This is a genomic window from Bradyrhizobium sp. 45 (assembly GCF_023073155.1).
Taxonomy (GTDB): domain Bacteria; phylum Pseudomonadota; class Alphaproteobacteria; order Rhizobiales; family Xanthobacteraceae; genus Bradyrhizobium; species Bradyrhizobium canariense_D.
Genome location: NZ_JADPIX010000054.1, coordinates 1 through 14,935, shown reverse-complemented (window position 1 = coordinate 14,935; position 14,935 = coordinate 1). Strand labels below are relative to the sequence as shown.

At 57.9% G+C, this 14,935-nt stretch carries 7 protein-coding genes and 4 pseudogenes; 7 read left to right on the top strand and 4 right to left on the bottom strand.

From position 1 onward, the window contains the following. Positions 1-156: 156 nt before the first annotated feature. The 3 genes and pseudogenes from IVB42_RS09365 to IVB42_RS09355 all read left to right on the top strand — a co-directional run bounded on the left by IVB42_RS09365 (position 157) and on the right by IVB42_RS09355 (position 4,619). On the top strand, positions 157-399 hold the full coding sequence (locus IVB42_RS09365; protein WP_247470095.1) for a hypothetical protein: 243 nt from the start codon (positions 157-159) through the stop codon (positions 397-399). 601 nt (positions 400-1,000) lie between these two features. Then, positions 1,001-2,548 (top strand): acetolactate synthase large subunit, encoded by a 1,548-nt coding sequence (locus IVB42_RS09360; protein ID WP_247470093.1) that lies wholly within the window; start codon positions 1,001-1,003, stop codon positions 2,546-2,548. Positions 2,549-3,276: 728 nt separating this feature from the next. Continuing rightward, a pseudogene (locus IVB42_RS09355) lies at positions 3,277-4,619 on the top strand (IS5 family transposase). A gap of 74 nt (positions 4,620-4,693) precedes the next feature. On the opposite strand, the pseudogene IVB42_RS09350 reads toward IVB42_RS09355, so the two are convergent. Next, positions 4,694-5,654 (bottom strand): annotated as a pseudogene (locus IVB42_RS09350) (aldehyde dehydrogenase family protein); the annotation flags it as partial. Positions 5,655-6,459: 805 nt separating this feature from the next. On the opposite strand from IVB42_RS09350, the gene IVB42_RS09345 reads away from it, so the two are divergent. From IVB42_RS09345 to IVB42_RS09335, 3 genes are all read left to right on the top strand, one after another. Beyond that, positions 6,460-7,647, top strand: coding sequence for an aminotransferase class V-fold PLP-dependent enzyme (locus IVB42_RS09345; protein WP_247470091.1), 1,188 nt, complete (start codon positions 6,460-6,462; stop codon positions 7,645-7,647). 71 nt (positions 7,648-7,718) lie between these two features. Beyond that, a complete protein-coding gene (locus IVB42_RS09340) occupies positions 7,719-8,927 on the top strand; it encodes a M20 aminoacylase family protein (RefSeq protein WP_247470089.1) in 1,209 nt (402 codons plus the stop codon). Between the two features lie 221 nt (positions 8,928-9,148). Next, positions 9,149-10,282: an ABC transporter substrate-binding protein gene (locus IVB42_RS09335; protein WP_247470097.1), complete on the top strand. Its 1,134-nt coding sequence runs from the start codon at positions 9,149-9,151 to the stop codon at positions 10,280-10,282. A gap of 295 nt (positions 10,283-10,577) precedes the next feature. On the opposite strand, the gene IVB42_RS09330 is transcribed toward IVB42_RS09335, so the two are convergent. From IVB42_RS09330 to IVB42_RS09320, 3 genes and pseudogenes are all read right to left on the bottom strand, one after another. After that, positions 10,578-12,008: an aldehyde dehydrogenase family protein gene (locus tag IVB42_RS09330; RefSeq protein ID WP_247470087.1), complete on the bottom strand. Its 1,431-nt coding sequence runs from the start codon at positions 12,006-12,008 to the stop codon at positions 10,578-10,580. Between the two features lie 756 nt (positions 12,009-12,764). Beyond that, the gene (locus IVB42_RS09325; protein ID WP_247470085.1) at positions 12,765-13,874 is read right to left on the bottom strand and encodes a DUF2817 domain-containing protein; all 1,110 of its coding nucleotides are present in this window, start codon (positions 13,872-13,874) and stop codon (positions 12,765-12,767) included. A gap of 336 nt (positions 13,875-14,210) precedes the next feature. Next, a pseudogene (locus tag IVB42_RS09320) lies at positions 14,211-14,426 on the bottom strand (transposase); the annotation flags it as partial. Between the two features lie 250 nt (positions 14,427-14,676). On the opposite strand from IVB42_RS09320, the pseudogene IVB42_RS09315 reads away from it, so the two are divergent. Further along, positions 14,677-14,935 (top strand): annotated as a pseudogene (locus IVB42_RS09315) (IS110 family transposase); the annotation flags it as partial.

Here is a 14,935-nt window from a genome sequence, read left to right as displayed (position 1 = left end):
CCAAAACCGCCGCTGCCTGAACGGGTCAGATGCCGCCCTCGATACGAAGGCCATCCGTCAAAAGCGCGGGCGTCATCGTGCGGAGAAAATCGCGCTTACAGTCGTGGAGCGCCGGTGGTGGAAGCACCCCAGCTTCTGATGAACGAGGAATACACAATGAGCAGCGTCTACGACGGCGGTGTAATCGCCGCGATCGGCCATGGCGCGCCAATAACATTCTGGGACGGAGCTGTGCTGACCTACGACTACGCAGCAATATTGAAGGGCGGCCCAAATACCGCGAACGCACAAAAGCTGATCACCTTTTTGAACCGCGCGCAGATTGCGGCCGGATGGACGCGGGCACCGGCTACCCCGGGCCGAATACAAATCAGCTCAAGTATTTGCCACCCGATCTGATCCCGCAGGTCAGCGTGAATCCGGGTAACACTTCGAAGTGCTTACTCGAAGACTCTGCCTGGCTCGTAGCGAAACGCCCGGACAGCAAAACCAATGTAGATTACATCCAGGAGCGCTGGCTCGCGTGGCGGGCAGCATAGCCTCCAGAGTACTCAATGAGCAGGAAGCTTCTCTGGTCCGCCAACTAGCTGGACCTGGCGCTGGAATGCCTTGCTCATCCCTTTGGTTTTCGACTCAGGCGACTCCGGCATGATGGCTTACCTTCGACCATGACTTTTTCGCATCGCACGGGCCCGAGAAAATGCGAGCTTGCGTGCCTTTGATGGCCAACTGCATTAAAACCTCGCATTCTGAGACTGGCCGCAGAATTTCGGCGGTATAAGCCCCTCCCTTAGGAGAATGCGGCTTTAGGAGCGCGGTAGGATCGCAGAAGAGATCGGCTCTCGGTCAAACGGACTCACCGCATTCAAATCGCCGCTCCATCAACTACCGACAACTCGATGGCACGTACCGCGCATCCGTCGTTTAGCCTCAACAGCCGACGACTTGCGAATGCGCTTTGAGGACGCAGTGCGACTTAAGTAAAAAGGAAACGGCTTCAATGAACGGCGCTGAAAGTCTAGTTCGCACATTAGTTAGTGGCGGAGTTGACACCTGCTTTGCAAATCCAGGTACGTCCGAGATGCACTTTGTAGCGGCCCTCGACAGCGTCGATGGTATGCGCTGCGTGCTTGTGCTGTTCGAGGGAATCGCTACTGGCGCCGCGGACGGTTATGCGCGCATGGCCGAAAAGCCGGCCGCCACGCTGCTACACCTTGGCCCAGGCTTAGCGAATGGCCTCGCCAATCTGCACAACGCCACCAAGGCGTCCAGCCCAATCATCAATATCGTGGGAGATCACGCAACGTACCACCTCAACTATGATGCACCGCTAACGTCAGATATTGAAGCTGCAGCGAAGCCGTTTTCGGGCTGGGTCCGTACCTCCCCCAACGCGACGCGTGTTGCGGCTGATGGTGCTGCGGCCATCGCAGCAGCGCGCACCCCACCCGGTCAGGTGGCAACCCTCATTCTTCCGGCCGATGCCGCCTGGAACGAAGGGTGTGGCCCCGCTGCAGTGGCCGCAGCACCCACAAGAGCGCGGGCTTCGCAGGATTGCATCAAGGATGCTGCCAAGGCACTCCGTTCCGGCGAGCCCGCGATGGTTCTGCTAGGGGGACTCGCGCTCCGGCAACGCGGCCTTGATTTGGCAGGGCGCATATGTGCCAAAACTGGCGCGAAGATCATGGCGCAAACATTTGTGGGCCGGATTGAGCGGGGCGCTGGTCGCGTTCCGGTCGACCGGCTTCCGTACCCAGTCGACCAGGCGCGTGCGACACTTGCAGGACTTAAGCATGTCGTCCTGGTGGGTAGCCGCATTCCGGTGGCCTTCTTTGCTTATCCCGACAAGCCAAGCTTGATCGCGCCTGAGGACACAGACTTCTTGACGCTTGCACGTGGTGAAGAAGACGTATTGGACGCGCTCGTACGACTCGCGGATGAGTTGGATGCTCAATCAGTGCCGAGCCAGGCCGCGAAGCTGGCGCCGCCGTCACCAGCCACTGGGGCAATTATCGGCCCCAGCCTCTCACAATCGCTTGGCGCGTTGATTCCGGAAAATGCGATCGTGGTCGATGAGTCAATCTCGGCTGGTGGCGGCTTTTTTGCTGCAACTTGGAACTCGCAACCACACACTTGGCTCCAGAACATGGGCGGTTCGATTGGGCTCGGCATGCCTATGGCTACGGGGGCTGCGATTGCCTGCCCGAACCGACCTGTGCTCAACCTGCAGGCGGATGGCAGCGCCATGTACGCTATTCAGTCACTGTGGACACAGGTGCGTGAAGGCCTGAACATTACGACAGTGCTGTTTAACAATAGATCATACGCCTGCCTCCGAGACGAATTGGCCAACGTCGGGGCGCAAAACGTCGGGCGCAAAGCTTTGGATATGCTCGATCTCAGTCGGCCTGACATCGACTTCCGCGGATTGGCCAGAAGCATGGGTGTACCGGGCGCTCGGGTGACAACGATGGATGAATTCAATATCGAGGTGGCACGCGGACTTGCGACGCCAGGACCATATCTGGTCGAAGTCCTGATCGCTTAAGCCGGTCAGGGTCTTGGCCCTTGGTCGGGCGTCGGTTAGGCGCTTAGGCGCCGTCTGTTATGGGTCGACGAGTTTCGTCCGGTGAGCGGCCAATTTAATCGCGAGCGCTAAGCAGCCGCGACGAGGCGTTCAGGACGCCTCGAGGCAGTCGCTTCCGCGAAAAACGGCAGGATCGTAGCCGGTGAGTTGTGCGGCCGCTATTCCCACTCTAGTGCCGGCTGCGGACGATTTCGCGCAGGCATTCTGTTTTGAGGTGGCGAAGAACCTAATTTCGTCTAGCCGTCCCTTGTTCAAGGCCGGGCGACACCGTGATCTCGGGGCTTTGTGGGTCCAGGCCGGCGATGTAGCGCAGCAGCTGGTGTACTCAAGGGGTCGCTTACACGCCGACGGAATTCAGGCCTATGCTCCCGGCGCCACTGGGAATGTGACCATTACAAATTCGACAATTGTGTCGCACGACGATCTCGAAAGCTTGCGATCTCAGATCTCCGATTGCATCGGGAGAAGAACCCTTCTCATCGACTTTGGCATTCGCAGTTCAGGGCCCAATAGAGCCAGAAAAACTTCTAGATAGTCGTCCGTGAAGAAATCCCAAGCTGTTGATTTGGAATCTGGAAACGGCGTTTTGCCGTGACCGGATTTGCCGGAAATCGGGCTTTTGGATCGGGATTCCTTGCAAACTTGATTTGTGATTCACTCGCCTTTGACTGCGTTGGCGAGGGAACGAGATGCGACCACGGGAGCGGATCCAGACGGGAGAGCAGGATCTTTTCCGGTCCCGGCTCGATCAGATCATCGACATGAAGCATCCGCTGGTGGCGCTGGGCCGCGCGGTTGATTGGAGCTTCCTGGAAGAGCGGTTCGGCGAGGTCTACACCGATGATCCCGGGCGGCCGCCGCTGCCGACGCGGTTGATGGCGGGGCTGGCGATCCTCAAGCACACCTACGACCTGTCCGACGAGGTGCTGTGCGAGCGTTGGGTCGAGAACCCCTATTACCAATACTTCTGCGGCGAGGAGTTCTTCCAGCACCGGCTGGTGTTCGATCGCTCGTCGCTGACGCGCTGGCGCAACCGCATGGGTGAGGAGCGACTGGCTGCGCTGATTCAGGAGAGCCTGTCGGTTGCCGCCAGGACCAAGGCGATCAAGCCGTCTGACTTGTCTCGGGTGATCGTCGACACCACGGTTCAGCCCAAGAACGTGACGTTCCCCACCGATGCGAAGCTTCTGAACCGGGCGCGCGAGAAGCTGGTGCGGCTGGCGCAGCGCCATGGGGTGAGCTTGCGTCAATCCTATGCACGGGTGGGCAAGTTCGCCCTGATCCAGCATCAGCGCTATGCCCACGCCAAGCAGTTCAAGCGCGCCAACCGGGCGCTCAAGACGCTGCGGACCTATCTCGGCCGCGTAATCCGCGACATCGGCCGCAAGATCGATGGCAACAGCGGGCTCGAAGCCGCGTTTGCAAAGCTGCTGCCGCTGGCGCGGCGCGTGCGCGAGCAGCAACAGCGTCAACGCGGGCCGAAGGTCTATTCCCTGCACGCGCCGGAGGTCGAAAGCATCGGCAAGGGCAAGGCCCATCGGCCTTACGAGTTCGGCGTCAAAGTCTCCGTTGCAACCACGATCAGCCGCGCCAAAGGCGGCCAGTTCGTCACCCATGTGAAGGCGCTGCCCGGCAACCCCTATGACGGTCACACCCTGGCCGCCGTGATCCCGGACATGGAGGCGCTGGTCGGCAGCACCATCGAACGCATCCTCGCCGACAAGGGATACCGCGGCCACAATGCGCCGCCCGATCACAAGTCAGGGTCTTCATCTCCGGCCAGAAGCGAGGGGTGACGCCCAACATCAAGCGCGAACTGCGCCGCAGGGCCGCCGTCGAACCCGTCATCGGCCATCTCAAGGCCGAGCACCGCATGGGCCGCAATTATCTCTGGCTCCGCCAGGGCGACGCTGCCAACGCCGTCCTCGCTGCCGCTGGCTACAACTTCCGCCGCCTCATCCGCTGGCTCAGCCTGTTGCTGCGCCAAATCCTCACCGCTCTCACCGCCGCGCTTCAGACTGCGCCAGCCTAAAGCCAGAGTTCTTCACGGACGACTAGATAGTCTTCCAGACCGAAACGACCCCATTCGCGACCGTTACCCGATTATTTGTACGCGCCAAACGGTGCGGCGCGTCAAGTGACGCGCCCTGAAGATATATGTCGCCTGCCCGAATCAAACGACCTACCTGGCGTGCACGTTCAGTTGAGGCCGAGAATACGTAAGCGGCGAGGCCGTACGGGGTATCATTGGCAATTCGAACTGCGTCGTGCTCGTCCTCGGTACCAATGATAGCGAGTACAGGTCCGAAGATCTCCTCGCGCGCAATCGTCATTCCGTTTGTAACGTCCGCAAAAATGGTAGGTCGAACGTAAAAGCCCCTTTCGGTGCCTCTCGGCAGGCCTAGGCCGCCGGTCGCGACCGTCGCTCCCTCGTCAATGTCGTTTTGGATCGCTGCTTGGATTTTGTTCCACTGGCCGCGGTTGACCACGGGCCCCATGTGAGTGCCTGCGGCGCGGGGATGGCCAACCTTAAAGGTGTCCGCAATTTTCTTTGCGATCTGTGCGACTTGGGCCATTCTAGACTTCGGCACAATAAGGCGTGATGGCGCGTCGCAAGATTGACCGGAGGTAAGGAAGATCGTCTCGACGCAGCTTGCCTCCTAGCTCTTGGCTTACGCGCTTGGCGGTCGAGGCCGCTCGGCTCGCACGTCGATGCGCGCACGGGTCGATCCGGTAAACGAGATCATATTGATGTCTCGACGCTCGCTCGTGGCAGCACCCACGTCAGTGCGGTTGACTAGATTGAATATGGCATCGCCGATCTCTTTCGCTCGGCCTTTGTAGATGTCGATGTTTGCGAGCAGGCTGATGCGCTGCTCACGTGTGCTTTGAGAAAAGTTCTCGGATGCGCGCCTAGCCGCGATGACGCCTTGTCGATATCAGCTTTTGAACCGAGCGCTACCTCATACATTTCCTCTGCGGTCGCGGGATTGACTGTACGCATTGCTTTCGGAACGGCTGGATCGATCCAAGCGCCATCTATGTAAAATTGCAGTCGATTGACCATGTCTTGCTGTCGACGTTGGTGTAATTCGGGCGTAACCGCCACGGTGAATAGCCACTACAGCGTGTGTGTTCTCAGTTGCGCTCCGTCCCAGACGGTGCATCCCTAAAAGGATGGGCCGCTCTTTTTGCAATGGACCAAGTCAGGGAGGAAAGCGACCATCAAGGCCGTTTGGGGTACGACACGCCCGGAACAGCTCATGTCGTTGACCCAAGCTACTGAAAACACGCCAGTCTGTTCTCTCCGGACTATTTCCCACGCAGATCGTTAGTGCTGCTCGGAACGGCCGACGCCCCCGCTGCAGGGGACCATTGCTTCAGAAGGTTTTCACCTTCGTGGTGTATCCCCTCGAGAATCGGCTCCGATCCCTCGTATAGCCCCTGGGCTGCGCCGCTTAGCGATGATCGATGTCCATTTGCCGCGTATTTTCTCCAAAGAAGAACGTTGGGTGCAGGTTCTCCTATACCGCCGGAGGCCTCTTCGATCTTTGGGGATGTCAAACCCGAATTTCTTACCAGCTTTCCGTCGCTGTAGAGCTGAGTAGAATTTCGTCGCCACGCGAGAACGCAAGAATGGGCGGGTACTAAAGATCCGGGATCCAATCGCGTGCTTGGTCGGCCGTGTGCCTACCGATCCGATTCCTCAGGCTGAGTGGGACGACCCCGATGAAGGTCTCGAGGCGCTTGCATTTGGAATCCTGCGCAGTTTCGGTGCGCATCGCTGAACTTCTGCGGCATTTCGGCTATGCTTAGACACTTTCAACCCCAGATCCGATTACAACTGGTTGTCCAACCAAGGGGCAATCTCCATGACTGTACGCGCCGGCCGCGAGTTTCTTGCCCTTCCGGGGCCGACGACCATACCTGACGAGGTACTACGCGCCATGCACCGGCCGGCGCTCGACATCTATTCCAAGCCAATGGTCGATTTGACCGAAGGCCTGTTGCGCGATCTGTCGAAGCTGTTTGCGACCAAGGGAAGCTCCTACATCTATATAGCCAACGGCCATGGCGCCTGGGAAGCTGTGCTCTCCAACGTGCTCTCGCGTGGCGACAAGGTGGCAGTCCTGGAGAGCGGCAGTTTTGCGATCGGGTGGGGTAGTGCCGCGCGCGCTATGGGCGCCGAGGTGGAGGTGCTCAAAGGAGACTGGACCCGCGCGGTGCGCGCCACTGAGGTTGAGGCGCTGTTGCGCGCGGACAAGGATCATACCATCAAAGCTATTCTCGTCACTCAAGTCGACACCGCTTCTGGTGTTGTGAACGACATCGAGAAGATTGGAAAGGCAATCCGTGCGGCTGGCCATCCCGCGCTCTACATGGTCGACGCCGTGGCGTCCCTCGGCTGCATGCCGTTTGAAATGGACAAATGGGGCATTGATGTCGCAATGTCTGGTTCGCAGAAGGGGCTGATGACGCCACCCGGGCTCGGCTTCGTTGCCGTCAGCGAGCGCGCGAGAGCCGTTCACCAGAGCGCCAACATGCGGACGCCCTATTGGGACTGGACTGAGCGCGACGGTATCGAGCACTACCACCGCTACGCCGGAACTCCGCCGGTACACCTGCTCTTCGCAATCCGCCAGGCCATCGACATGCTGTTCGATGAGGGATTGGAGAACGTCTTCTGTCGCCATCGACTGCTTGCCGAAGCGGTGCGGTGTGCGGTCGCGGTATGGAGTAAAGAGCGCGTGCTCGGCTTCAACATCAGCGAGGCCTCCGAGCAATCAAACGTGGTCACTACCGTTCTTATGGGTGATGGCTATGACCCGATGAAGCTCCATCATTACTGCAAGGACAAATGCGGGGTGGTCCTCGGCATTGGCATCAGCAACCTCCAGGGGCGGGCGTTTCGTATCGCCCATATGGGTCATGTCAACGCGCCAATGATTTTGGGCAGTCTAGGAGTGGTCGAGACCGGCCTGAAAGCGCTGCAAATACCCCATGGCAGAGGCGGCGTGGACGCAGCCATCACACATCTCGGAGAAAGTGTCGGAGCCTAGCCGCTCCCAATGCATCAACATTGGCTCCCCGAAATATGCCGCCGGGGGCCCATCTAACCCGAGGCCCCACAATGAAAATCATACCGGAGATCGCAGCAGCCCAAGATGAGATTCAAGCCTTGCGGCGCTGGCTTCATGCACATCCAGAACTAGGTTTTGAAGAAACGCTGACCTCCGATTTCATTGCCAAGACATTGAAGAGCTATGGAATCGAGGTGCACCGTGGACTTGGTAGCACTGGCGTCGTTGGTGTGCTGCGCGCGGGCAATGGAGGGCGTTCGATCGGTCTCCGTTCGGATATGGATGCGCTACCGATTCAGGAGCTCAACACGTTCACGCACCGCTCGGTGTACGATGGTAAGATGCATGCGTGCGGTCACGATGGTCACATCGCAATGCTCTTGGGTGCTGCACGGTATTTGGCTCACCGACGCGATTTCGATGGCACAATCGTGCTTATTTTCTCGCCAGCAGAGGAGCTTGGGACGGGCGCTAAGGCAATGGTCGAGGAGGGGATTTTTGAGAAATTTCCCGTCGACGCTGTTTTCGGACTGCACAACTGGCCTGGCATGCCTCTCAACACGTTCGGGCTCCGGCCAGGCACGATTTTAGCAGCGAGTGCTGGATTCAAGATTCGGATCACCGGCGTCGGGGCTCATGCCGCTCTCCCCCACAATGGAAGAGATCCGCTGCTAACCGGTGCACAAATTGTCGGCGCGCTTCAGGGAATCATCACTCGTAACAAGAAGCCGATTGATACGGCTGTACTTTCGGTGACGCAGTTTCATGGGGGTGAGGCCAGCAACGTGATCCCAGAATTTGTGACACTTGGCGGGACCGTTAGAACACACAGGGAAGCGACTCTAGACTTGATCGTATCCCGGATGCGTACGATCGTCGAAAACATCGCTGCAGCGCAAGAATGCCAAGCGGAGCTAACGGTCACGCGTTCGCCAGCGACGATCAACACTCCGGATCACACCCAATTTGCGGCGGAGGTAATGAAATCGATTGTCGGCGAGGAGAAAGTAGACGTCGACCTTGAGCCAATAATGGGTGGCGAGGACTTCGCTTACATGCTGCAGTCTCGTCCGGGGGCGTTTGCTTTTCTGGGTGCGGGAAATGGAGAGCATCGCGAGCGAGGTTACGGGTCTGGTCCGTGCGAGGTCCATAATCCAAGCTATGACTTCAATGACCGAATACTCGGATTGGGTTCTACTTATTGGGTGGAATTGGCGCGCAGCTGGCTGAGCGGACGCTTTCAAGGAAGGAATATGTAATGCCCGCGGGGCTAGGACGCTGGCAATAGGATGGCGATGGACCGTTCAACCGCGGTGATCGATAGTGTTTCGTCGCATCGAAGACGTGTGGCACGGATCTCATTCTTCAGGAGCTAAAGTGGCTGGATCAGCGCTCGAAGTATATGCGCCTTTAACTTTGAGGCGGTCGAACACCGTCTTAGTTCTTTCAATCTGATTTTGGTACAGGAAAGATCGTGAATATGCTTAATTTCAGAGACGGGCCGTTCCGTGGCCTCACCCGCCGCTCACTGCTGCAGTCAACCGCGGGACTGTTGAGCGTGTCCTGCGTCGCGGAGGCTACTCGCGCTTGGGCAGAGGAAAGGCTTGCCGGAACCGGCGAAGTCGTTGTGTTCAGTTGGGGCGGGGCGTTTACTGATGGCGTTCGGCGAAATGTGTATGAGCCGTTTACGAAGGCCACCGGAATAGAGGTGGTAGATGTAGTTGCCGATTTGGCTGAGCCCCAGGTGAAGGCGATGCATCAAGCTGGCCGCGTCGATTGGGATATTGCCTATGTGGCAACAGGAAAGTATCCGGAAATGCACGAATCCGGAATGTTCGTGCCAATAGATTATAGCCTTTGGGATCAAGAGTCGCTCGAGGGCACGCCGCCTCAGACGCGATTTGTAGATGCCGTTGTGGTTGAAACGAGCGGGATGGTCCTTGCCTATGATAGCCGCGCCTTTCCGAAGGGTGGACCGCAGAACTGGGTAGAGTTCTGGGATGTTGCGAAATTTCCAGGACCGCGGGGGCTCTTCGGTTCGACCGGTAGAACTAACATTCAGTTTGCGCTAATGGCGGCCGGTGTCGCGCACAAGGAGATCTGGCCACTTACCGATGACAAACTTGATCGTGCATTCGAGAAGTTGAATGAAATCAAGCCGCACATTTCCAAGTGGTGGACCGCCGGCGGTGAAGCGCCGCAGCTCCTGAACAACCGTGAATACGCCATGTGTAGCATCTACGACGGCCGTGCGATGGCCGCGATCCGCCAAGGTGCGCCAATCAAATTTGCCTGGGATGGAGCTATCCTCGGCTACGACTACGCGACGGTTCTCAAGGGCGGACCGAACACATCAAATGCACAAAAACTAATCGCCTTCCTGAACCGCGCGCAGATTGCGGCGGGCTGGACGCAGGGTACCAATTATCCTGGGCCTAATACAAATCAGATCAAGTATTTGCCTCCCGACCTAGCCTCCCAAGTGAGCGTAAATCCCGAGAACGCTTCGAGATGCATAGTGGAGGATCCAGCCTGGCTTATGGGGAAACGCCCGGATGGAAAGATAAACGCGGAGTACATCCAGGAGCGGTGGCTCGCCTGGCGAGCAGCCTAGACGGGGATCGGTTCTTACCGAACATTCTCGACTGCTGTTGTTTGCCAGAATCTTGTCCGGAGTCATAGTCTTTGGCTAGGCCGCTTTGCTGCTCGTCACGCTAAGCGCATCGGCCGGAAAGTCCCTCTCGATTCGCCGTTATTTATCACCCAAATGATACAAAAACGGTGGTGCACACCTCGGATGCTGCGCAATCTCAGCTGGTCTTCACCCGTACGGATGCTCCGGATGTATCATGGTGGACGAAGCCAAGCCTGTGGCCTCATGCTCAAGCGTACGGGTTTAGGTCCGCAGTTCAGCTGTCAATAGAACCAGCTATTGATTTAACTTCCAAATAGTCCTCCAGTCCGAAGCGCCCCCATTCACGACCATTGCCAGATTGCTTGTACCCGCCGAATGGTGCGGCCCGATCGAGTGATGCGCCTTGCAGATATATGTTGCCCGCTCGGAGCATGCGGCCGATTTTGCGTGCGCGTTCGAGCGAGCCTGAGTAGACGTAACCAGCTAAACCGTATGGAGTGTCGTTAGCAATTTGGATCGCTTCGTTTTCGTCCCTGGCGCCAATGATAGCAAGCACTGGCCCGAAGATCTCCTCACGTGCAATGGTCATGTCGTTTTTGACATCTGCGAAAATGGTAGGTCGGACGTAGAAGCCCTTATCGATGCCGCTTGGGAGACCTAAACCGCCAGCGATCAGGCTAGCCCCTTCATCTAGGCCCTTCTGGATGAGCGCTTGGATCTTCTCCCATTGGCCGCTGTTTACGACAGGGCCCAGATCGGTACTCGCTGCGCGCGGATGGCCGACCTGGTATCTAGCGGCCACCCTTTTCGCGATCTTTGTGACTTCCTCCATTTTAGAGCTCGGCACAATGAGGCGCGACGGTGCGTCGCAAGATTGGCCGGAATTGAGGAAGATCGTCTCAATGCATCCAGAGAGGGCTTTCTCCAGATCTGCATCATCAAGAACGATGAATGGTGACTTACCTCCGAGTTCTTGGCTAACCCGCTTTACAGTCGGGGCCGCCCTGGTTGCGACATCGATCCCGGCACGTGTCGATCCTGTGAACGAGATCATATCGATATCTGAATGCTCGCTCATGGCCGCTCCCACGTCGGGACCTAAACCGTTGACGAGGTTGAATACGCCCTTCGCTACGCCAGCCTCATGTAGGACTTCCGCGAGTATCAGCGCGCATGTGGGGGCAAATTCAGATGGCTTGAGGATCATCGTGCAGCCGGCGGCGAGGGCCGGCGCTACTTTGCATGCAATTTGGCTGATCGGCCAATTCCAGGGCGTAATCATTCCGACCACGCCGATAGGCTCCCGAACAACCACAGCGCTGCCGATGCGCTCCTCAAACGAATAATTCTTGAGCGCCTCCAGAGTACTCGTGAAATGGCGGATGGCGGAAGTTGCGTGCATCTGTTGAGCCATCGCCATTGGTGCGCCTATCTCATCGGAGATGGCATCTCCGATTTCCCGCGCGCGATCTTTGTAGATCTCGATAATGTTTGCGAGCAGACTTATGCGCTGCTCGCGAGTGGTGTGGGAAAAGCTCTCAAATGCGCGCCTGGCTGCCTTCACCGCCTTGTCGACGTCAGCTTTTGAACCGAGCGCAATTTGATGCACATTCTCTGCAGTTGCAGGACTCACAGTCCATGCGGTTTTAACAAGGACGGGATCGATCCAGGAGCCGTCTACGTAGAATTGCATTCGATTGACCATGTCATTCCTCGCGTCGTTGGTTAAAAGGGATCGCTCAAAGAAGGTCCCTCGCTCTCTTGACGGAGCAGGGCCGGTCATGGAGGAAGACGACCGTGAGGACCCTTTAAAGAGCCTGGAGCCAACGGCCGCATGTCGTCGAGCGAGCTCCTTGGCACTAGCACGCTACGTTTCGCAGACGTGACCTTCTTGCGTAGACCTGGATCATGCTGTTGGCTGTCAGGTCCGCTCGGCACAGCGGGCCTTCACTTCCGTGGCATTGTTGAGGCTTGTGATGCTCGTATATCCTGTTGTAGCGCCGCTTAACCCCGATCCTCGCGACGGTCGCGTGCGTTTTCTCCAAAAAATGTTGAATCGCGTTGAAATCCGAAGCTCGTGTCGCCATGCGGAGAGGCCATCGCGCCAACGGGAAGAAGCCTGGAATGTCAGCGGCGCGCAGCCGGGCAGCTCACGAGTTTAGGCGCGCGCTCTCTGAACTGCCTAGCTCGGACGGTCTCCTTGTCTCTGCGAGCGCAAGGAACGGTCTGCACTGCGCAGCAACGAAAGCTCGAGGCTTAGCCAGGGGCAGGCAGTAATTGGGAAAGTCGTTCAGAGCGATCCTGAGCTCTTCGGAAAGATCCGCATATCTCAGCGGCAATCGGTCGACGAAAATCGGCACCGATCCCTTCATAGGTCTTTGGCAAACACTAAACCTGCAGCAGCAGTTTACCACCGTTACCGAAGACGCGAGTTCGGCGTCTGCCCAGCATTCGCTGGCGTTCACGCGCTCATCCCTTCCATCATCTGCCTGTGAACTTGACGACTGCGATACAGGACCATCTCCTTCCAGTCGGCTCTGTCGGCATAATAGTGCTCCTTCACGCGCCTGCGGATGTCCCGGCCGAGTTCGCGCTCGACCTCATTTGGACGATAGGCGTGGAGCCAGTGGTCAGCGCGCAGGACCGGTCTTGCGACCTCCGGAGGGTAGGTTCCGAATTCCAAGCAGACATAAATGTGGCGATCACCCAAGATCCGCTGCCAGTAATCATCCTGCGTGCCGTTAAGAACAAGAGCCGAAGAGGTGCCGAGATCTGGCGACGTGACCGAACAGCCAAATATGTGGCGTGCTCGCTGATATCCGGACATGCCCGATGCCTGCTCGCACTGCAACTCTCCATAACCATACGGCCCTAGGCCCGTGTGGTAATCCACGATAATGGCTAAGCGACGCACTGCGATGTTATAGTCCGAGACGATCCGCTCTAGTGTTTCACGAGCTACCGTCGGGCCAAAACCGCCAAAGAACATTCCGGTTGGATGTCGGTACTGACCGGTGGTCCTCGCCTTTCGATAGGCGAGTTCGCCGTAAGTTGAGCGATATTTTTCTATTGTAGCTTCGGCGTGCGCAAACACAGGCCCTTCTAACGCACTTGGCACCAGACTATTGGCAAGTGCGTCGTAGCCTTCGTTTCGAGGGAGGGAGGCCGTGAAATCGATAAAGTTTCTGTTGAGATCGCATCCCTCCTGTGTAACGCGTCGATCCCATGCGAACCCATATGGATTCATGGCATGAATCAGCAACATTGCTTCATCCGATTTGAGGTTTTCATACCCCCGCTCAGCCATCCAGTCGAGCTGTACTGCAGATCCACAATATCCTTCGACGCCGTGCGTCGCTGATATCAGAATGCCGACTTTGGAAGCGCCCCGATTGCCAAACCATACAACATCGGTTGAGAGTTCTTCTCCACCAGGTCCCCGGGCCGGCGATGGATACATGGCTGCTTCGCCCACCACGGCGTTACGAACGTAGTCCCGAAATTTCTGGCGAGCTTCGAAGTAGTTCGATGAGAAGTGCTTGTTTGCTGCTTGGACAATGGCATCGTTCATCGGCGTTCCAATCATGGTTGAGACGGGCTGCTAGCGATTGCCCCTCTGCGAATCCTGAGCCGTCAGAGTCGCGTCAGTTAGAGCCGCTCTGAACCTCCTTCTCGGACCGGAACCAAAGCTCTACTGGATTCAGTCGCAGCTTTTCGGCGTTTAAGGGCTGGATCCGGTGGAATGAAAGCGCGATCCCGGGGCCTCCCAATCGAAGACGAGGAAATCCGGGGAATGGGTCCTCGTTCAGCCGAAAGGCCTCTGCAAGTAGGGAATGCTGAGATCGTGTCCCGTGGCGTGGTGTAGCTGGCTGTGGATCACCGGGTTCGCCGGCAAGAGCCGGGCTGGTCAGCTGGCGAGTGCCGGAAGACTGACGGTCGGATCATCGCTCAACGGCGCGATTGTTTCCAGTGTCATGTAACGGGCGCGCTGGACGGCCCATTCATCATTCTGTTCGAGCAGGATCGCGCCGATGAGGCGAACGATGGCGTCCTCATTGGGGAAGATGCCGACCACCTCGGTGCGCCGCTTGATCTCTCCGTTGAGGCGCTCGATCGGGTTGGTAACCGGTATGAGAGTTTCTCGGTGCCGATGTTCCGCTGCGATTTTCAAGATCGTAGCGTATGGTGCGACCATCGGGACAGAGGCACCGGGAGCACGAAGGTGCGGGCAGGCCGATGCATTCGATGAGCCGCGAGCTCGAGTTAGTAGCTGGCCGCCTCTGCGACTCGCCCGGTTGCGCTGAGAGCGCGAATCCGTAGTTGTCGTGTCGCCCGTAGCTCCCGTCATGTGGTCTGATTGGCGGGAGGTGCGAATGCGACGGGTGATTGGCATCGACGTCCACCGAACTTTCGGGGAAGTGGTGATTTGGGAGGATGGCAGGCTCCGACATGCGGGCCGCATTGATATGACGCGGACTGCGTTGGAGGGATTTGGCAAGACCCTGCTGGCCAGTGATGAGGTGGTGGTCGAAGCGACCGGCAACAGCATGGCGGTATCGCGGGTTCTGGCACCGTTCGTGGCACGGGTGATTATCGCCAATCCGCTGCAGGTGAAGGCGATCGCCCAGGCTC